We start from the raw sequence: 18627 nt of genomic DNA, 5'->3' as shown, positions 1-18627 counted from the left end.
CTCTTTCATACAAATTGGAGACTGATTTTGGATTCAAAGTCAGTCTCTTTTTTATTCCCCCACAGCCTATTTTCTCCGAAGTCTAGGTTGGAAAAGCTTTTTCTTTAGCTCTAGATTCGGGGAAGAATTGGGCAGCATCTTTTGGAAAATCAGGAGTAAAGAGAGCTCCATCAGTAGAAAAATCCCTTGCTACAAGTTGCTCATATACAAAGAATGGGTAACTTTGCAGGGAATTATGGGGCAACAAAAGCCCCCGGACATCTCTAAAAGGATAAAGTGATGAAAGATAAAGTAAGCTACGCACTAGGTCTCAGCATGGCCAACAACTTCAGAAGCTCGGGCATTCATACCATCTCCATGGATGATTTTGCAGAAGCTATGAACACCGTTTTCGAAGGGAAAGAGCCCTCAATGACCTACGAAGAAGCACAAGGAGTACTCAATGAGTTCTTCCAGAGAATACAAAACGAAAAGAAGGAGCTAAACCTCAAAGCCGGTAAGGAATTCCAGGAGATCAACAAGCAGAAGGCAGGAGTAACGACCCTCCCCAATGGGTTGCAATATGAGATTCTAGAGAAGGGCGAAGGCGCTCTCCCCAAGAGCACCGATACGGTAGAGGTTCACTACGAAGGCACCCTCATCGATGGTTCGATATTCGACAGCTCTATCCGCCGTGGCGAGCCGGCTTCTTTCCCAGTTACAGCTGTTATTCCCGGCTGGACGCAGATACTTCAGATGATGCCGGTAGGCTCTAAGTGGCGTGTGGTAATCCCCGCCGAACTAGCCTATGGTGAGCGTGGTGCAGGGCAAATGATCGAGCCAAACATGACCCTGATCTTCATCATTCAGCTCCTTCGCATCGAAGATAAACAGTAATTCTTCAATAAAAAGACTATGAAACTCTATCGTACGCTGTCCGCTGCCGCACTCCTTTTGGCAGCAGTACACTCCCACTCGTGGGCTCAGACGGCTACAACCTCGGAAGGGGGAAAGGTAACGGCAGAGCAGGCTTCGTCTGCTTTAGGCACTATGGTGGGCCGCTCTATTGAGGAGACCCTCAAGGCTGCGCCCGGAGGTAAGGCTCTCGATAAGGCCCTTATCCTCAAGTCTCTTACCGAATACCTCTCAGGTAGTTCGCAACTCTCTCCCGATGAGGCCGGTATGCAGCTCAACAGCTACTTCGAGGCTGCACAAGTAGCCGAGACGGAAGCAAGAAAGGCAGAAGGCGCCAAATTCCTTGCAGAGAATGCGAAGAAAAAGGGCGTCAAGGTAACCGAGAGCGGTCTACAATACAAGATTTTGGTAGAGGGTAAGGGCATTAAACCTACCGTAGAAGATACCGTACAGGTACACTATCGTGGGCGACTGATCGACGGCACCGAGTTCGATAGCTCTTACAGCCATGGAGAGCCTATCAAGTTCTCCCCCCTACAAGTAATCCCCGGTTGGACAGAGGGACTCTGCCTCCTACGCAAGGGCGACAAGGCCGAGCTATACATTCCGGCTTCTCTCGCCTACGGAGAGCGTGGAGCCGGCAATAAGATTCCCCCTCACTCTGTACTCATCTTCGAGATTGAGATGCTCGATGTAATTAAGGGAGAACCCATCCCCGTATCGGACATTTCCAAAGCCGATAACAAGGGAGCTGCCCCCAAAGCAGACGCCAAAGAGATGAAGGCTACTTCAAAAACAAAACTCAAGAAGAAATAAAAACTTTCTGATAACGTAATATGAAAAAGATTTTTTCTGCTGTACTAGGTACAGCAATGATGTTGGGTATGGTTGCCTGCAATGGTGGCAACTCCCAAAGTGCAGATCCTGCAAACGACAGCCTCGGTATGGCTCGTGGTTACATGATTGGTATGCAAATGGCTCAGCAACTTGCCATGGCAAATGCGCAAGGAATGGCTATGGATACCACCATGTTCCTCAAGGGTGTAAAGGATGGTATGGGTAAGAGTGCAGACTCTGCTCAGTATGCCTATCTTGCCGGTATGCTTACAGGCTACCAGATCGGTCAGAGCCTCAACGAAGACAAGATCGCTACCGGTACTTTCCTAAAGGCTTTCGAAGCCGGTATCAAGGGTGATACAGCATTCCTCAAGGGCTGGTCTCAAGATGACATGCAAAACTACATGCAAAAAGCTGAAGAAAAGCTCCAAGCTAAGAAGATGGAAGAAAAGTACGGAGCCAACAAAGAAAAGGGTCTCAAGTTCATCGAAGAGTTTAAGAAAGAAGCCGGTGTACAAACCACAGCTACAGGTCTTGCTTACAAGGTGCTTACTCCAGCCAAAGAAGGCGCTAAGAAGCCCCAACCTCAAGACCGCGTAAAGGTGGAATATAAGGGTACTCTTATTGATGGTACTGAGTTCGACGCTAGCAATGGCGAACCCGTAGAGTTTGGTGTTACTCAAGTAATCCCCGGTTGGACAGAAATGCTCCTCCTCATGGCCGAAGGTGAAAAGGTAAAGGTGGTTATCCCCTACCAGCTCGCATACGGTGAGCAAGGTGCCGGTGGCGACATCGAGCCATTCGCTACTTTGGTATTCGAGGTTACCCTCCTCCAAGTTATCCCCGGCGAGAAAGCTAACTAATAGAAACCTACCAGAGAGGGCTAGCCCATCGAGGCAAAAGCCCCTAGGTGCAAATCTATAAAGGGAAGCACCGGAATGGATCGCAAGATCTACTCCGGTGCTTTTTTGTAGGGGTGGAAAAACGAGGGGGAGTGGTCTCCCTTAGGCGCTCCTCTCACTATCGCGCATTCGGGCCTTTTTCCTGAGAAGGTCCATAAACGCATAGTTCTTGATATTCCACTGGGGGGCAATCAGTAGCGAGGGAGGGGACTGTGCCACAAAGCGATCCACGACAATATCCTGCCTTAGGCGGCCTAAGAAATCCAGACAAAGGTCGGCATACTCCTCTGCCGTAAAGAGGTGAAATTGCTCCGGATTCGTCTGGTATTGATGGGCCATAATCGTATGGCGCACTATTTGCAATTGGTGCAGTTTTACAAGGCTTAGGGGCAGGTCGTTTAGGCGCAAGGCATGGTCCAGCATTTCGCTTCGGCTCTCTCCGGGGAGCCCTAAAATGAGATGGGCCCCAACAGGGAGGCCCGCCTCGTGCGTTGCCTTGATCGCCTCTAGAGAGCATTGCCACGAGTGCCCTCGACGGATCTGCTCCAGGGAGCGATCGAGGGAGGACTCAATCCCATACTCTATTAGTACAAAGCAGCGGCGAGAGAGGTCCGAAAAGTAATTGAGAAGCACCTCCGGCATACAGTCGGGTCGCGTACCAATTACCAAACCGACCACTCCGGGGAATCGTGCCGCCTCCTCATAGAGTTGGATTAGCTGCTCGGCCTCTCCATAGGTTGCCGTATAGGACTGGAAGTAGGCCAAGTAACACATGTGAGGGTACTTGTGGCGAAAGAAATCGATTCCCCGCTCCAGCTGTTGCGTAATAGAGCCGGGCTGGAGAGCAAAGGAGGGACTAAAGGTGGCATTATTGCAGTAGGTGCATCCCCCTCGCCCCATGGTTCCATCTCTATTGGGGCAAGAGCAACCTGCATCCAACGTTATCTTTTGGATCTTCTCTCCGGGGAAAAAGCGTTGTATATAGGTAGAGAAGTCACACTCTGCCAAGCGTTGCGAATAGGAAAACTCGGGAGCCATCACCCTAGAATAAAGGTTACAAGATCGATAAGCAAACCATCGTTTGTATAGGCCCCCCCCTCGGCGCCTTTGAATCGGGCATCCGTCATACGAAGCTCATGCACAATGTTGAATACCTGCATCGGGGTAAAAGCCCACTTTCCCGTCATGTAACTCTCCGCAGCATACGAGTTGCGTAAGCCCAACACCTTAGCTACATCATCGGCGGAGATATTGCGTGGTTGGTACATTACAATCATCAGGTTGGAAAAGTAAGTATACAGAGTCGATAGGATAATGGGCAAGGGATAGCGTTTCTCGTTAAGCGCCATATAGCGAGCCAATTTGTAGGCTTTGGCTCGTTGCTTCGCTACCAGAGCATTGAGAAGCTCATAGGGAGAATACTCACGACTAATCCCTACATTCTGCTCCACCATGGCGCGTGTCACCATGCCCCCTCGGCCCGAGGCGAGTACGGCAAGTTTGCGTAATTCACTATAGAGGGTAGCACCATTGGTGCCAATAAAATCGTAGAGAGCCCCCATGGCATCCGGTTCTACAGTGATCTGGAGGAGGTCGGCAGCGTCACGAATCAGCGATGCCGTATCCCGACTATTCTTCATCTTGGGGGATAAGAATAGAGGTACTTGAGCCTCGGCAAGTAGCTTCAGTAGCGAACGAGCTCCACGCTCGGGATCTCCATTATAGCAAAGTACAATGGTAGTCTCGGGCTGTATTGAGGGGATTGCCTCCACAATCTCATCCAACCCTTTAATGGCATTCACCTCTCGTATAATGAAGAGACGACGCCCGCCCAGCAGAGAGGAGGAGAGCACGGTGTCCCTCAACTCGGGGAACGTGAGCTCCGAACCATAGAGGATGGTCCTGCTCAAAGCCCACTCCTCACGGGGCAGATAATGCTCGGCAAGTAGCTCCACAAGCCTATCGATGTAGTAAGACTCTTCCCCTCCCAAAAAGAGGAGCGGGGGAAGCTCTTTGCCCGAAGAGAATATCTTTACAAGCTGGTGATAACTCTGGGAGGAGGTGGGAGTGGAGGTTGCCATAGAATGTCCTATATATCGTATCTTTGCCGAGAAACAAACGAGCAGTAGTTGGTAGCTTGTGTGCAAAGATAAGGCGAATGTACTGAACCTCCCAGCCTATGGGGCCATAATTGAGGAGGAAAATGGAAAAAAACTGATCTACGACGATATTCGTAGGAAGCGCGTTGCCCTAACCCCCGAGGAGTGGGTAAGGCAGCACTTTGTACACTATCTGAGGGAGCACCTTGGCTACCCGCTTGCCAGCTTCGCACTCGAGACTCGCGTTGCATCCGCCCATACGGCACAACGAACGGATACGATTATTTACGGCGTAGGGGGCAAGCCCTGGATGGTCGTGGAGTACAAAGCGGCTCACCTAGAGCTTACCCGAGAGATGTGGCAGCAGATCTGTAGGTACAACCTCACCTACAAGGCAGCCCATTTGGTACTTACCAACGGCAGGCAACATATGGTCTGCCAGATCAATTACCACACAGCGGAGTACAAATTCCTCAGCTCGGTCCCCAGCTTTGCGGACCTCCGCACCTATCACCAAATCAATAACAACGAATAGAAAGATATCCTATGGCATTTTTAGAAGCGCAGCATATTGTCAAGAGGTATGCCCGTCACTTGGCACTCGATGATGTCTCCATCTCGGTACCCCAGGGCTCTGTATTCGGTCTTATGGGCCCCAATGGAGCCGGCAAGACCACCCTTATACGTATTATCAACCGCATCACAGCCCCCGATAGTGGCGAGATCCTTTTCGAAGGAAGAAGGTTCGCCCCCTCGGATGTGGCACGTATTGGTTACCTGCCCGAGGAGCGAGGCCTATACCGCAAAATGAAGGTCGGCGAGCAAGCCATCTACTTAGCACGCCTTAAGGGGATAGACAAGGCGACTGCCCGCAAGCGGCTCACCGAGTGGTTTGAGAAGTTCGACATCATGCCCTGGTGGAACCGCAAAGTGGAGGAGCTGAGCAAGGGGATGCAACAAAAGATCCAATTCGTTTGTACCGTAATACACGAGCCGGATCTGCTTATTTTCGATGAGCCCTTCAGCGGCTTCGACCCCGTGAATGCAGAGCTCCTCAAGCGAGAGATCCTATTCCTACGAGACCAAGGGCGTACCATTATCTTCTCTACGCACAACATGCAATCGGTAGAAGAGGTATGTGATGAGTGTGCACTTTTCAATAAGTCGCATGTAGTACTGCAGGGAAATGTGGGTGAGGTGCGTCAGCGTTTTGCCCAAGGGATTGTGAGCCTCGAGGTAGGAACTTCGGAGGCGCTCACACAAGAGCAATTGTCACAGCTCTCAGTGGTTGAGAGCAACTTCTATCCGGGGGAGAAGAAACAGCTCTTGCGCCTCAAGATGCGCACCGGAGAAGACATGCGAGACCTAGTACAAGCGCTCCCAAGAGAGCTCCATCTTCTCAGCCTCCGTGAGGAGATCCCCTCAATGAATGAGATCTTTATTCAAACGATTACCCAACAACAAAACGATCAAGAAGACCATGAGTAAGAGCAAAATTGCCATTGTTATAGGGCGCGAGTATGTGACCCGAGTGCACAAGAAGTCGTTCTTTGTCATGACGATCTTGATGCCTATTCTTTTTATGGCATTCCTCACCGTCCCCATCATCATAGGGAAGACGAGTGTCTCAGAAACGAAGATTGCCGTATTGGATGCAACCGGATTGTATGCTGATCTCTTTGAGGATACAGAAGCCTACACCTTTGTCCCAACTCAGCAATCCCTAGAGGAACTAAAGGCACTGGGCAAGGACAACGAAGAGGGATACGCCGCCGTACTAGAGATCAGAAAGGACCTCCTAGAAGATCCTACCGCCATTACCCTCTATGGCTATAAGCAAATTCCTCCCGGGGTGGCCGAGTACATCAATGATACTCTCTCGCCCTATCTGAGCCAAAAGAAGCTCGAAGCTAGCGAAATAGAGGGCATCTCAGAGATTGTAGCCAACAGTCAGGTAGAGATCAATGTCCCCACCTTCAAATGGGCTGCCGATGGTGAAGAAGAGCGCTCGAGCGGCGATATTGCCAGCATCATAGGGATGATACTTGCGGGGGTCAGCTTCTTCTTTATCACCACTTTTGGCTCCCTGGTAATGGGCAGTGTGCTTGAGGAGAAAAAGAACCGCATCATGGAGGTGATGGTATCGAGCGTGCGCCCCTTTGATATGATGATGGGGAAAATCATTGCCTTAGGCTTAGTCGGGATCACGCAAATCGTGCTTTGGGTGGCTCTTACGGGCATCCTCCTAACCATCTTTAGCAGCCTTATGGCCGGGAACCTACAAAGCGTTGCCGCCCTTGCCACTATGCAACAAAGCGACATGACGGGCTTGGGAGCCGGGCTATCTTCCGACAGCTTTAGTGAGTTGCAGATGGGGATTGGCGCCTTAATGGGCATCAACTTTGGCGAGCTCCTCCTCATGTTCCTCTTCTATTTTGTAGGCGGATATCTCCTCTATGCCTCCCTCTTTGCCGCTGTAGGCTCCGCTATCTCTAGCGAAGAAGACAGCAACCAATTCATCACCCCCGTAATGCTTCTTCTCATGTTTGCCTTCTATGCCGGCTTTGGGAGCATGCGTAACCCTGATGGACCTCTGGCTCTTTGGTGCTCACTCATCCCCTTCACTTCGCCCATCGTTATGATGATACGCCTTCCCTACGATGTGCCTGTGTGGCAACAGATCCTCAGCCTTGTGCTCCTCTTTGCCACCTTTGGTGGAATTACTTGGCTAAGTGCCAAAATATACCGAGTTGGCATCCTGATGTATGGAAAGAAACCTAGTTGGCGAGAACTTCGTCGCTGGATTCGATACAAGTAAACATGACAAGAAAACAAAATGGCCGGCTATTTTTCGGAATAGACCGGCTATTTTTCTACAAAAAGGGTGGTAAAACAAGTTCTTATTCGCTATCTTTGTAGGGGAACGACAGAACTGAATTTGTAAGACACAATATAATGAACAGCAAATTAGCCGAAGCCGCACGCAAATATCACGCCTTACCGCAACCCGGTAAGATAGAGGTGAGACCGACCAAGCCCTATAGCACACAAAACGATCTTACCCTTGCCTATAGCCCCGGGGTAGCTATCCCTTGTCTCGATATACAAAAGAACCCCGCCCAGGCCTATGAATTTACCTCCAAAGGCAACCTCGTAGCCGTGATTTCCAATGGTACTGCCGTATTGGGATTGGGTGATATAGGGGCACTCGCCGGTAAACCTGTGATGGAGGGGAAGGGACTTCTCTTCAAGATCTATGCCGGCATTGACGTATTCGACATCGAGATTGACGAAAAAGACCCCGATAAGTTCATCGAAATTGTCAAATCCCTTGCGCCCACCTTTGGGGGGATAAACCTGGAAGACATCAAAGCTCCCGAGTGCTTCCACATTGAGCAAACACTCAAGAAGGAGTTGTCTATCCCCGTAATGCACGACGACCAACATGGTACTGCCATTATCTCGTCGGCAGGGCTTCTCAATGCCCTCAAGATTGCCGGTAAGCGCATCGAAGAGGCTCGCATCGTTGTAAGCGGAGCCGGAGCGTCTGCCTTCTCTTGCACCAAGCTCTACGAGTCTTTTGGGGCACAGCGCAGCAATATCGTGATGATAGACTCCAAAGGGGTAATCACAAAAGACAGAGAAGGGCTGAGCGAAGAAAAAGCCTACTTCGCCACCGATCGCACCGAACTCAAGACGCTTGCCGATGCCATTGTGGGGGCAGACGTCTTTGTAGGGCTCTCCCGCCCGGGCGTACTCACCCAAGAGATGGTACGCCAGATGGCTCCCAACCCCATCGTGTTTGCCCTTGCCAACCCCGATCCCGAGATCACCTACGAAAAGGCCAAAGAGGCTCGCCCCGACGTACTCATGGCTACGGGGCGTTCGGACTATCCCAACCAAATCAATAATGTAATTGGCTTCCCCTATATATTCCGTGGGGCATTAGACGTACGAGCTACTGCCATCAACGAGGAGATGAAAAAGGCCGCTACCCTTGCCATTGCCGAGCTGGCTTCGGAGCCCGTACCCGAGGAGGTGAGCCAAGCCTATGGCAATGTGCGCTTGCACTTCGGACCCGATTACTTTATCCCCAAACCCGTAGACCCCCGACTGATTGTACGCGTCTCCACTGCCGTGGCACGAGCTGCCATGGCTTCGGGTGTAGCCCAAAAAGAGATTACCGACTGGGCGGCTTACGAAGGCGAACTCATGGCTCGCCTCGGGCAGATGAACCACCTCATGCGCCGCTTGCACGAGTCGGCTCGCCAGGCTCCTCGCACAATGGTCTATGCCGCAGGAGAGAGCGATACGGTACTAAAAGCAGCCGTGGAGGTACTCCACCAGGGGCTTGCAAAGCCTATCATCTTAGGCGATGAATCCCATATCCAAGACATGGCTAAGCATGACGATCTCGATCTAGCTGGCATCCAAATCATCAACCACCGATCCGATGCATTCAAGGAGACTCGCCATCGCTACGCTCAGCTCTACGCAGAGCAAAACTGGCGAAAGGGGGGCACCTTCAGAGAGGCTCTCGACAAGATGTATGACCCCAATTACTTTGGTATGATGATGGTGCAAAACCAAGATGCAGATGGCATGCTCACAGGGTTGTACTCCAACTACTCCTACCTATCCGAGGTAGCACGCTCTACCGTAGGGCTGGCTCCGGGGCATAATCACTTTGCCACCATGCACCTTGTAACCCTCAAGTCGGGTCCGCTATTCCTTGTTGATACACTCATTAACCGCAATCTCAGTGCCGAGAGCCTGGTTGATATTTCGGTACTTGCTGCGGAAAAAGTGCGTTGCTTTGGGCTTCAACCCAACATTGCTCTCATCAGTTTCTCCGACTTTGGTAGCGACGATGCCAAGTCTTCTTGCGAAGCTCGCCGAGCCGTTACCCTCCTGCACGAGCAGTACCCCAACCTATCCGTAGATGGGGAGATGCAGATACAGACGGCCCTTCAGCTAGCTCAACGGGATGCCAAGTACCCTCAAAACAAGCTCCAAGGAAAGCAAGTGAATGTACTCGTTTTCCCAAGACTCTCGGCAGCAAACGCCTGCTACCAACTCCTCAAAGCCGTAGGTAATGCAGACGAGGTGGTAGGTCCCATCCAGGTAGGGCTTGCCCGCCCCATCTATTTTGCCGACCACGATGCTTCCGTAAAGGATATTGTAAATATCACGGCCATGGCATCTCTTGACAGCAACGCCTGCATTGTTGGCTGAGCACCCTCAGGAATTGACAAAAGGAGGCTCCCAAGGGGGGAGAAAACCTCCCTCATATCATAAAGTCTGCAACCTATCCTCTCCCTTTCATTACAGGGAGGGGAAAAGTTGCAGTTAAGGCGGGCTTTCTTTCTCTTTATCCCTTGTTTTTATCGGATTAATTACTATCTTTGTAGTAACAGGATAGAAGACGATCTTTCATTTACGTATTGATAAGTCGAAATAAAAACCGCACTTGTCAAATTGGGAAACTCATCAAGTGTTTTGTGTTTACCGAGATGTTGTTGGCAACAATGGCGGGCCGTTGGTACACCTTGTGTGTACGAGACGGATTACAAAAGTGCTGACACGCTTTAATCCTGATTATAGGAGTTTTCACAATTCACAGTGCGGTTTTGTCTCTAAAAGGGCTGCTGACTCGCCTCCGAGGGAGGGAAGTTGGTAGCTCTTTTTATTTTGCAATACGACATTTTCTCCCCCATTTATACACAAAATTAGCCCCTAAGATTGGGGAGAATAACGTATCTTTGTAAGCATCATTATGGGCAGAATACTAGCAATAGACTATGGCAAGAAGCGTACGGGACTAGCCGTGACCGATCCGCTCAGAATCACTCCGGGAGGCCTTGCAACGGTGGCTTCGTCCGAACTACTTCAGTACCTATCCGAGTATATCCCCAGGGAGGGAGTAGACCTTGTAGTGGTGGGCTACCCTCGGCAAATGAACAACGAAGAGAGCGAATCTATGCGCTATATCCGTCCCTTTGTTGCGAAGCTAGAGAAGCACTTCCCCCAGCTCCGCATCGTCTACTACGATGAGAGATTTACCTCCTGCCTTGCCCAAAAAACGATATTAGAGAGCGGAATAGGAAAACAAAAACGACGCAACAAAGCGTTGGTAGACGAGGTGAGTGCCATCATTATTCTCCAATCGTATATGGAGTCTCTTGCCTACTCCGGTGCTCCACTCCCCCCTATCCCCTAAACAGAAATAACTAAACACCCAATAATATGCTACCTATCTATCTCTACGGTCACCCGGTATTACGCGAAGTGGCACAAGATATAACTCCGGAATATCCCAACCTATCGGGGCTTATTGCCGAGATGTGGAAGAGTATGTACGAAAGCGACGGCATCGGACTGGCTGCCCCCCAAATTGGCAAGTCGATCCGCCTTCTTGTGATTGACGCCTCGCCCATGGCAGAATACTTCCCCGAGTGCAAAGACTTCAAAACCGTGATGATCAATGCTCGCATTACAGAGCTGAGCGAAGAGACCCTTTCTGAGGAAGAGGGATGCCTCAGCCTCCCCGGGATCCACGAGCGAGTAGAGCGACCCAAGGAGATTACAATAGAATATCTCGATGAGCAATTCAACCCCCAAACTCGTCACCTCTCGGGCTTTGCGGCTCGGGTCGTTCAGCACGAGTACGACCATCTTGAGGGCAAACTCTTTACCGACCACGTGAGCACGCTCCGCAAAAGTCTGCTCAAAAACAAGTTGGCACGCATTGCATCCGGCAAGGCGTACCCCGGCTACCCCGTAGTGGCAGCCCCTCAGAAAAAAGGGATGCGTCGCTAATATCTTTTCGGAGAAAGGGCACAAAGAGATGAGAGGGCTACGCTGTACTCTGATTACCCTAGGGGCACTACTAAGTCTCCTATGGGGAGCCAAGGCTCAACTCGACGTAGAGCGAGTAATGACCATTGGGCAGAATGCGCTCTACTTCAAAGACTACATTGTATCCATCGGCTACTTCAATCAGGTAATAGAGGTACGCCCCTGGATGGCAGAGCCCTACTTCCACCGTGCCGTCTCTAAGTACATGCTTGGGGACTATCGCGGAGCAGAATTGGATGCCTCTCTAGCCCTAGAGCGCAATGCTTTTATATCCCGAGCCTATGTACTGCGGGGCGTAGTACGTCACTCTTTGGGCGAGTACAAAGGGGCCATAACCGACCTCAAGCACTCTCTCTATTTAGCTCCGGACGATGCCGAGATTGCTTTCAATCTTGCGGCGGCTCAGCTCTCCGACAAGCAATACAATGCTGCCGACACCACCATTTCTACCCTAATCAAAAGACATCCTAAGCACGCAATAGCCCACCTACTGCGTGCCGATATTCTGCTCAATCAGCAAGATACGCTACAAGCAACCAAGGAACTTAATCGCTCTCTTGCCCTCGACTCCACACAGGCACAAGCCTATGCTTTTCGCGCTATGCTCGCGTCTAAAAAGGAGGATTACAAGAGTGCGCTCCTCGATCTTAACCGCTCCCTCCAGCTTGCTCCCGATGACAAAAACAACTACATCAACCGCGGTCTCACTCGCTATCAACTCAATGACTATGTAGGAGCCATAGAGGATTATACCGCAGCGATCAACCTAGCCCCATCCGACCCCGTAGCACGTTACAACCGCGCCTTGCTCCGTGCCACAGTGGGAGATGCCAACAACGCCCTCGAAGATCTCGCCGTAGTACTAGAGGTGCAGCCCAATAACTATATGGCTCTCTACAATAGAGGGTTACTGAGTCTTGAGGTGGGAGACTTTCGCACGGCACTCAAGAGTTTTGACAAAGTACTCTCGAAGTACCCCAACTTCCAGATGGGACTACTAGCCCGAGCCGATGCAAAACGGGGACTGGGAGACGCTGCAGGAGCCGATAGAGATAGCTGGCAAGCCTACCAACAGCAGAAGAAACAGGTAAAGAAAAAGCCATCGAACACATCCAAATCCACCCGAAGCGAAACAGAAGAAGCCATCGAGCGGTACAACGAACTTGTAGAGACCTCGCTCTCTGCTTCTACCATGGGAGGAACAACTACTCTACCCCAGTCGCTCCGCGGCAGAGTGCAGGATGCCGAAGTGGCTATCGTACCTTTTGGCACCTTCTCGCTCAATTACTATCACGCCACTCCTCAACCCGGCATTCCTCCTAGAGTATATTACAGTCAAGAAGTAACCTCTTATAACGAAGCCCACCCCACACAATTACCTCGTTTGTTGGTGGCTCCGAGCAATCGCATCCTTGATAGCGTAGCCACCGGCGAGCTACGTCAATCCCTCTCCGCCCTCGATGCTCAACCCAAAGAAGAGGCCAACTTTTACCTCCGTAGGGGCATTACTTCTCTGCTCCTCATAGACTTTGATAGAGCGATAGACGACTTCGACCACGCCCTCTCGCTAGACAAGAAGAATCCGCTAGCCTACTTCGTTCGTTCGGCTGCATGGCTTCGACGCCTTGAGGTGCGCCAGCATACCACCCTCACCACACCATCCCCCAGTGCCCCCTCACAAGAGAAGCACAACGGACTAGGGATAAGCATTCCCACAAAAAAGGAACAGACCTCTCCAAGCCTACGAGGGATGGATACCGTTTTAGACGATCTTGACAAGGCCATAGAGCTAGCCCCCAAGTTTGCCTACGCCTACTACAATAGAGCCATCGTATATCTCGCTTTGGGTCAAAAGGAGAAAGCTCTCGAAGATTACTCTCAAGCTATTACTCTCGGAGGTACCCTCCTCCCGGAGGCCTACTTCAATCGGGGGCTTCTATTCCTCTCTATGGGGCAAAAAGACAAGGCGATAGCCGACCTTAGCCTAGCCGGCGAGCAGGGAATATTCCAAGCATATAACATCATCAAACGCATCCAGGAGCAACTATGATTTCGGTGCAACACCTCACAATAGACTTTGGCAAGCAACTTCTTTTCAACGACGTTTCCTTTGTCGTATCCCCCAAAGAGCGAGTAGCCCTTGTGGGAAAAAACGGAGCGGGCAAGTCTACCCTTCTCAAATTGATCGCCGGGCTTAGAGAGGCCACCAGCGGATCTGTCACCCATCCCAAAGACCTACAGATAGGGTATCTACCGCAAGTAATGCAACTGGCCGATGGGCGCACCGTTATCGAAGAAGTGAAGACGGTTTTTGAGGATGTAGCCCGCATCAAAGAGCGTGTAGCCCAACTTGCCGACGAGATGGCAGCGCGGACAGATTACGATACCCCCGAGTATCATGATCTCATCGAACGCTTCTCGCACGAAAGCGACAGACTAAACCTCATGGGGCAAGACAACTACGAAGCCGAGGCCGAGCGCACCCTCGTGGGCCTCGGGTTTGAGCGCACGGACTTTGAGCGCCCCACCTCCGAGTTTAGTGGAGGATGGCGCATGCGCATCGAGCTTGCCAAGATATTGCTCAGAAGACCCGACATTCTTCTCTTAGACGAACCGACCAATCACCTTGACATCGAATCCATAGAATGGTTGGAGCAATTCATCAAAACCTCGGGAGCCACCCTACTACTTGTCTCCCACGACCGTGCCTTCCTCGATGCCACCACCACACGTACCATAGAGATAGAGCTTGGGCGCATCTACGACTACAAAGCCAACTACTCTCAGTACGTAACCCTGCGCCAAGAGCGACTCGAGTACCAGCGCCGTGCCTACGAAAATCAGCGCAAAGAGATTGAGGAGATTGAGGCTTTTATTGAGCGATTCCGCTACCAAGCCACTAAAGCGATACAGGTGCAAAGCCGCATCAAGCAGCTAGAAAAAATAGAATTGATTGAGCTAGACGAACTTGATCTCTCGCACATTCACTTCCGCTTCCCCCCTGCCGAACGCTCGGGAGACTTCCCCATTATTGTAGAAGACCTGGGCAAGGCCTATGGGGCGCATCAAGTATTCGATCATGCAACCTTTACCCTCCGCCGTGGAGACAAGGTAGCTTTTGTTGGTAAGAATGGTGCCGGCAAGTCTACCATGGTCAAGTGTATCATGCAACAGATCAATGACTACACAGGCTCCCTCAAGATAGGGCACAACATCCATATTGCCTACTTCTCTCAAAATAGAGCCCAAGAGCTTGACCCCAACCTAACCATACGTGATACGGTAGATCGTGCCGCCCGAGGTCCTGTGCGAGACAAGATCAATAACCTTCTAGGCGCCTTTATGTTTGGCGGCGAACTGGCAGACAAACCCGTATCCGTACTCAGCGGAGGAGAAAGAGCAAGGCTCGCTATTTTGATCCTTCTACTTGAGCCTGCAAACTTGCTGATCCTCGACGAACCGACCAACCACCTCGATATGCGCTCTAAGGACGTCTTGAAGGAAGCCATCAAGAACTTTGAGGGCACCGTGGTACTCGTCTCGCACGACCGAGACTTCCTCGATGGCTTAGTAGACCAAGTGTACGAGTTCTCTCACGGGAAGGTAATCCCCCACCTAGGCGGCATTTACGACTATCTCACCAAACGGAGGATGGAGAGTTTGCATGAGCTTGAAGCGCCTAAAAACACGAGCAAGGCCACCTCTTCTGCCCCCACAAAAAGTGCTGTAAAAGAGGACTATCAAGCCCAAAAAGAGCGTGCTAGACAGCAACGAAATCTGGAGAAAGCAGCCGAAGAGATTGAGAAAAAGGTAGCCTCTCTCGAGCAGGAACTAGAGCGCCTCGAGGGCGAACTCTCAGCCCCCAACATCCCCATCGACAGCCCTCTATACAACAAATACGATACGACTCGCAAAAAACTCGACGAAGCGATGATTGAGTGGGAACGAGCCATGGAAAAGTTATCAAAATAATTCTCATAATCCCATTATTATGAACACAGTAGATACACGCGGCAAACTCTGTCCCATGCCGCTCATCCTCCTCAAAAAGGCACTCAACAGCGAGGGATTTTCCGGCGAATGGCAGGTTCTAACCGACAATGCTACGGCATGTCAAAACCTCACAGACTACATTCGTCAGATCACCTCCTCGCTAGAAACGGAAGAATTACAAGGCTATACTTCTCTGCGTTTTACCCTAGAAGAAGAAAGTTGTAGGCCTATAAGGGAAAAAGAATCAGGCAGCGAAGACTACACCGTTGTGCTGTCGAGTGATACGATGGGGCGAGGTAACGAAGAACTAGGGCGCATCTTGGCTCGGGCGTTTGTCAATGCACTTGAGGGAGTAGAACGCAAACCCAATCGCATTATTTGCTACAATCGTGGAGTGCTCCTGGCAGATAAAGACACCGACACCGGAGCCACCCTTGCTCGCCTTCACAAGGAGCATGGTGTAGAAGTAATACTCTGCGGCACTTGTGTAGATTACTTCGAGTTTCGTAAAAAAATGGCGGTAGGAACCATCTCAAACATGCTGGTTATTGCCGAATATATGCGTCAAGCCTCACGCCTTGTAACCCCCTAACCCTTCCTTTTATGTCTCAATCCTCCCTACATTACTTCGATTGCGGTACTACCTCATGGCCTAAGAGCCCCGAGCTACAAGAGGTATTGGCCCATTACTACGAACACCCCATCGGCAGTTATGGTAGGAGCACAGACCCCGCAACGCTGCAAGCTACGGCTGCCATTGAGACGCTACGGGATCGCCTTGCCGTACTACTAGGCGGGGTAGATCCTACGCATATCGTATTCAATAGCGGAGCTACAGAGTCCATCAATACCATCCTCAGCAGTCTTCAGCTAGAGGGACGCACCCTTTGGATTTCTCCCTTAGAGCATAATGCCGTAATGCGCCCCCTCACACGCCTTAAGGCGCGCTACGGATTCAATCTGCGCATAATGCCCTCTGCTCCCGATGGGCGCATTGATATAGAGAGGTTGCGTAGAGAAGCTCGCCCGGGTACGGCACTAGCAATTGTCAATGCCGAGAGCAATGTAAACGGAGTAATACAACCCCTCGAAGAGATAGCCCAAGTGATAGGGGGAGAATTGGGCATCCCCCTACTCATCGACACGGCACAATTCTTAGGATTTAGCCAAATACCCCAAGGGATCGAGTTTGACTATATCGTATTTTCCGGGCATAAAGGGTTACTTGGTCCCACAGGGACGGGTGGATTTTACATCCGTAATCCACGAAGTATTGAGCCTCTCATCGTCGGGGGGAACGGGATACACAGCGAAAACTACACCGATACTCCTCTCGAGATGCCCGAGAGATTTTCGGCAGGTACCCCCAATATGCTGGGGCTTGCTGCCCTCGCCGCCGCCGTGGAGCACCCTGTGGCATGGAATACCTCACGCCAAGAGTGGAAAAATCTTTTCGATCAAATAGAGCGGAACCCCGATGTGCGCCTCCTCCGCTCCCTTGATCTTGCGCACCAAGGCCCCCTATTCTCGCTCGTCCATCAGACAAAACGAGCCGATGAGATAGCGAATGCCTTACGATACGATCATGAGATAATTGTACGAGACGGATTGCATTGTGCTCCACTTGCCCACCAAACCCTAGGTACCTTAGCCCAGGGCGGTAGTGTGCGCATAGCCTTCTCGCCCTTCCATACGAGGCAAGACCTCGAGCTACTAGCCCATGCTTTAGACGATGTACTCAGATAGTGCTCTTATCCTATTTAGCTCTACACGGCTATTTATCCGAGCACTCACGCTTTGTGAGTCGGCACGTCTGTCTGTGCGAGCACTCTCCGTGCCCGATGCTATTACTTCAGGCTGTGGGATGTGCCTGGGCCTCTCTCAAGACACGATAGATCCTGCCTGTCAACTGCTCCAAAAGGAGGGAATCGCAGGACGGCTTTTCTCCACTCATCCCTATAATCTTATCAAGCAATGGAACTAGTACCACCACCTTTAATCGACCTTCTCGAGGGGCAGGAGCAAGGGGGATGCTCCGCCAAACTCGATCCCAAAGAGCTGCACAAAATACTTGCAGATCTACCGGTTCCTCACTCCGATCGGCTCCTTGTTGGGACCGATACTAGCGACGATGCCGGAGTATATCAGCTCAACGAAAACGAAGCGCTCATCGTCACCACCGACTTCTTCCCACCCGTAGCAAGCGATCCCTACACCTTTGGAAGGATATCGGCCACCAACGCTCTGAGCGACGTCTACGCCATGGGAGGCTCCCCGCTCCTCTGCCTCAATATCGTCCTCTTCCCCTCCTCTCAAATGCCGTTGGAGGTACTTCGTGAGATACTACGAGGGGGACAATCGGCAGCAGACGAGGCCGGTGCGCTCATTGTGGGAGGGCATACAATAGAAGACTCTCCCGTAAAGTATGGTATGGCGGTAGTGGGGCGAGTACACCCCCGGCAAGTGATTACGAACAAGGGAGTCAAGCCCGGCGATGCCCTCATTCTCACCAAACCCCTAGGGACAGGGGTATTGATTGCAGCTCACCGCTTAGGGATGGCACGCGAAGAAGACTACCAAGAGGCTCTCCTCTCCATGCAACGACTCAACCGCTACGCCGCCGAGCAAATGACCCAAGTCGCCACCCATGCAGCGACCGATATTACCGGCTTTGGATTGGTAGGGCACGCTATGCAAATGGCGCTTGCCTCGGGTGTAGAACTCCATTTCGAATCCTCCGCCATACCGGCCCTGCCCGGCGTGCGTGATCTACTGCACGAGGGATGTATCCCCGGTGGAGCACTGCGCAATAGACGCTACGTAGAAGAGCATCTCCACACCCACGCTTCGCCGGAAGAGACGTTGCTCCTATGTGATGCACAAACCTCGGGTGGACTCCTAATTGCCCTCCCCGAAGAAGAAGCGCCCGAGCTCCTCCGTCGGCTCCAAGACAACCCTAATACAGCTCAATCGGCCCTTATCGGTGTGGCATCACCTGCCTCATCTACTGGGTCCTCTCTCTCTATTTGGTAATCTAAGAAAAG

17 protein-coding genes are annotated in these 18627 nt (G+C 51.3%); 15 read left to right on the top strand and 2 right to left on the bottom strand.

All coding sequences use genetic code 11. The features are described from left to right. The first annotated feature begins 279 nt into the window (after positions 1-279). From Q0090_RS03120 to Q0090_RS03110, 3 genes are read left to right on the top strand one after another with little or no spacing between them, the layout of a single operon-like run. Positions 280-876 (top strand): FKBP-type peptidyl-prolyl cis-trans isomerase, encoded by a 597-nt coding sequence (locus tag Q0090_RS03120; RefSeq protein ID WP_297947357.1) that lies wholly within the window; start codon positions 280-282, stop codon positions 874-876. Between the two features lie 18 nt (positions 877-894). Then, positions 895-1710 carry an FKBP-type peptidyl-prolyl cis-trans isomerase gene (locus Q0090_RS03115; RefSeq protein ID WP_297947355.1) on the top strand — a complete coding sequence of 272 codons (816 nt, stop codon included), beginning with the start codon at positions 895-897 and terminating at the stop codon, positions 1708-1710. A gap of 20 nt (positions 1711-1730) precedes the next feature. After that, on the top strand, positions 1731-2594 hold the full coding sequence (locus Q0090_RS03110) for an FKBP-type peptidyl-prolyl cis-trans isomerase (RefSeq protein ID WP_297947354.1): 864 nt from the start codon (positions 1731-1733) through the stop codon (positions 2592-2594). A gap of 141 nt (positions 2595-2735) precedes the next feature. Here Q0090_RS03110 and Q0090_RS03105 read toward each other — a convergent pair whose 3' ends face one another. Continuing rightward, positions 2736-3671: a TIGR01212 family radical SAM protein gene (locus Q0090_RS03105; protein ID WP_297947352.1), complete on the bottom strand. Its 936-nt coding sequence runs from the start codon at positions 3669-3671 to the stop codon at positions 2736-2738. Then, positions 3671-4714, bottom strand: a complete 1044-nt coding sequence (holA, locus tag Q0090_RS03100) for a DNA polymerase III subunit delta (RefSeq protein WP_297947350.1) — start codon at positions 4712-4714, stop codon at positions 3671-3673. The genes Q0090_RS03105 and holA overlap by 1 nt, the downstream gene beginning before the upstream one ends. 58 nt (positions 4715-4772) lie before the next feature. On the opposite strand from holA, the gene Q0090_RS03095 reads away from it, so the two are divergent. The 12 genes from Q0090_RS03095 to selD all read left to right on the top strand — a co-directional run bounded on the left by Q0090_RS03095 (position 4773) and on the right by selD (position 18616). Next, complete coding sequence (locus Q0090_RS03095) at positions 4773-5267, top strand: type I restriction enzyme HsdR N-terminal domain-containing protein (RefSeq protein ID WP_297947348.1); 495 nt, start codon at positions 4773-4775, stop codon at positions 5265-5267. Between the two features lie 11 nt (positions 5268-5278). Next, a complete protein-coding gene (locus tag Q0090_RS03090) occupies positions 5279-6220 on the top strand; it encodes an ABC transporter ATP-binding protein (protein ID WP_297947346.1) in 942 nt (313 codons plus the stop codon). After that, complete coding sequence (locus Q0090_RS03085) at positions 6213-7550, top strand: ABC transporter permease (RefSeq protein ID WP_297947344.1); 1338 nt, start codon at positions 6213-6215, stop codon at positions 7548-7550. The genes Q0090_RS03090 and Q0090_RS03085 overlap by 8 nt, the downstream gene beginning before the upstream one ends. A 137-nt stretch (positions 7551-7687) precedes the next feature. Then, positions 7688-9967, top strand: a complete 2280-nt coding sequence (locus Q0090_RS03080; RefSeq protein WP_297947342.1) for an NADP-dependent malic enzyme — start codon at positions 7688-7690, stop codon at positions 9965-9967. Between the two features lie 541 nt (positions 9968-10508). Beyond that, the gene (ruvX, locus tag Q0090_RS03075; RefSeq protein WP_297947340.1) at positions 10509-10952 is read left to right on the top strand and encodes a Holliday junction resolvase RuvX; all 444 of its coding nucleotides are present in this window, start codon (positions 10509-10511) and stop codon (positions 10950-10952) included. Positions 10953-10978: 26 nt separating this feature from the next. Further along, positions 10979-11551: a peptide deformylase gene (gene def / locus Q0090_RS03070; protein ID WP_297947338.1), complete on the top strand. Its 573-nt coding sequence runs from the start codon at positions 10979-10981 to the stop codon at positions 11549-11551. A 28-nt stretch (positions 11552-11579) separates the two neighbouring features. Beyond that, complete coding sequence (locus Q0090_RS03065; protein ID WP_297947336.1) at positions 11580-13640, top strand: tetratricopeptide repeat protein; 2061 nt, start codon at positions 11580-11582, stop codon at positions 13638-13640. Then, positions 13637-15562 (top strand): ABC-F family ATP-binding cassette domain-containing protein, encoded by a 1926-nt coding sequence (locus Q0090_RS03060; RefSeq protein WP_297947334.1) that lies wholly within the window; start codon positions 13637-13639, stop codon positions 15560-15562. The genes Q0090_RS03065 and Q0090_RS03060 overlap by 4 nt, the downstream gene beginning before the upstream one ends. Before the next feature lie 19 nt (positions 15563-15581). After that, the gene (gene yedF, locus Q0090_RS03055; protein WP_297947332.1) at positions 15582-16175 is read left to right on the top strand and encodes a sulfurtransferase-like selenium metabolism protein YedF; all 594 of its coding nucleotides are present in this window, start codon (positions 15582-15584) and stop codon (positions 16173-16175) included. A gap of 11 nt (positions 16176-16186) precedes the next feature. After that, entirely contained in the window at positions 16187-17329 is a 1143-nt protein-coding gene (locus Q0090_RS03050; RefSeq protein ID WP_297947330.1) for an aminotransferase class V-fold PLP-dependent enzyme, read from the top strand. After that, complete coding sequence (locus Q0090_RS03045) at positions 17316-17567, top strand: DUF3343 domain-containing protein (protein ID WP_297947328.1); 252 nt, start codon at positions 17316-17318, stop codon at positions 17565-17567. The genes Q0090_RS03050 and Q0090_RS03045 overlap by 14 nt, the downstream gene beginning before the upstream one ends. Continuing rightward, positions 17558-18616, top strand: a complete 1059-nt coding sequence (gene selD / locus Q0090_RS03040) for a selenide, water dikinase SelD (protein ID WP_297947326.1) — start codon at positions 17558-17560, stop codon at positions 18614-18616. Before Q0090_RS03045 ends, selD begins: the two co-directional genes overlap by 10 nt. Positions 18617-18627: the final 11 nt, after the last annotated feature.

The sequence above is a fragment of the uncultured Porphyromonas sp. genome, from assembly GCF_938023125.1.
GTDB lineage: Bacteria > Bacteroidota > Bacteroidia > Bacteroidales > Porphyromonadaceae > Porphyromonas.
The sequence above is the reverse complement of the archived record's forward strand: the minus strand, read 5'-3'. Positions and strand labels throughout refer to the sequence as shown.

Coding starts and splice junctions, on each gene's coding strand:
- Q0090_RS03090 (WP_297947346.1), top strand. CDS start 5,279: ATGGCATTTTTAGAAGCGCAGCATATTGTCAAGAGGTATGCCCGTCAC.
- Q0090_RS03085 (WP_297947344.1), top strand. CDS start 6,213: ATGAGTAAGAGCAAAATTGCCATTGTTATAGGGCGCGAGTATGTGACC.
- Q0090_RS03045 (WP_297947328.1), top strand. CDS start 17,316: ATGTACTCAGATAGTGCTCTTATCCTATTTAGCTCTACACGGCTATTT.
- holA (WP_297947350.1), bottom strand. CDS start 4,714: ATGGCAACCTCCACTCCCACCTCCTCCCAGAGTTATCACCAGCTTGTA.
- ruvX (WP_297947340.1), top strand. CDS start 10,509: ATGGGCAGAATACTAGCAATAGACTATGGCAAGAAGCGTACGGGACTA.
- Q0090_RS03105 (WP_297947352.1), bottom strand. CDS start 3,671: ATGGCTCCCGAGTTTTCCTATTCGCAACGCTTGGCAGAGTGTGACTTC.
- Q0090_RS03050 (WP_297947330.1), top strand. CDS start 16,187: ATGTCTCAATCCTCCCTACATTACTTCGATTGCGGTACTACCTCATGG.
- Q0090_RS03110 (WP_297947354.1), top strand. CDS start 1,731: ATGAAAAAGATTTTTTCTGCTGTACTAGGTACAGCAATGATGTTGGGT.
- Q0090_RS03065 (WP_297947336.1), top strand. CDS start 11,580: ATGAGAGGGCTACGCTGTACTCTGATTACCCTAGGGGCACTACTAAGT.
- yedF (WP_297947332.1), top strand. CDS start 15,582: ATGAACACAGTAGATACACGCGGCAAACTCTGTCCCATGCCGCTCATC.
- Q0090_RS03080 (WP_297947342.1), top strand. CDS start 7,688: ATGAACAGCAAATTAGCCGAAGCCGCACGCAAATATCACGCCTTACCG.
- Q0090_RS03060 (WP_297947334.1), top strand. CDS start 13,637: ATGATTTCGGTGCAACACCTCACAATAGACTTTGGCAAGCAACTTCTT.
- def (WP_297947338.1), top strand. CDS start 10,979: ATGCTACCTATCTATCTCTACGGTCACCCGGTATTACGCGAAGTGGCA.
- selD (WP_297947326.1), top strand. CDS start 17,558: ATGGAACTAGTACCACCACCTTTAATCGACCTTCTCGAGGGGCAGGAG.
- Q0090_RS03120 (WP_297947357.1), top strand. CDS start 280: ATGAAAGATAAAGTAAGCTACGCACTAGGTCTCAGCATGGCCAACAAC.
- Q0090_RS03115 (WP_297947355.1), top strand. CDS start 895: ATGAAACTCTATCGTACGCTGTCCGCTGCCGCACTCCTTTTGGCAGCA.